Here is a 393-nt window from a genome sequence, read left to right on the forward strand (position 1 = left end):
ATCGGCAGCAATGGTAAAATCTTTTGTGGTGTTTTTTAAGCCTAAAAACGCAGCATATAATTTATAATTTCCGGGTTTTAGGTTTTTAAATACAAATTTTCCGTCTTCAGTTGTACTTATTGCACCAACCATGCTCGAATCGCTGAGATTTTTGATGGCTATTGAAGCATAATCGATCGGTTTTTTATCCTTCGACTGGATAACCCTGCCGCTAACCGAACCGGTTTTTTGGGCATAAACATAAAATGATGATAAAATAAGGAAAAGCGTAAAAATTTGTTTCATTCGGTTAGTTTTATAGTTGAGATAAAGACTACCGATGGGGGTAAAGGTTTATTTTTGAGAAGGTAACATTTGGAATACATACAAATTATCGTCATTTCGACTGAAGTG

1 protein-coding gene is annotated in these 393 nt (G+C 34.9%); it reads right to left on the reverse strand.

The genetic code is table 11. The features are described from left to right. A partial coding sequence (locus B2V92_RS23230) for a carboxypeptidase-like regulatory domain-containing protein (protein WP_293312600.1) occupies positions 1 to 285 on the reverse strand: 285 nt, incomplete at its 3' end. Between the last annotated feature and the right edge of the window lie 108 nt (positions 286 to 393).

Origin of the sequence: Pedobacter sp. UBA5917 (genome assembly GCF_002432345.1) — a bacterium.
Lineage (GTDB): Bacteria > Bacteroidota > Bacteroidia > Sphingobacteriales > Sphingobacteriaceae > Pedobacter.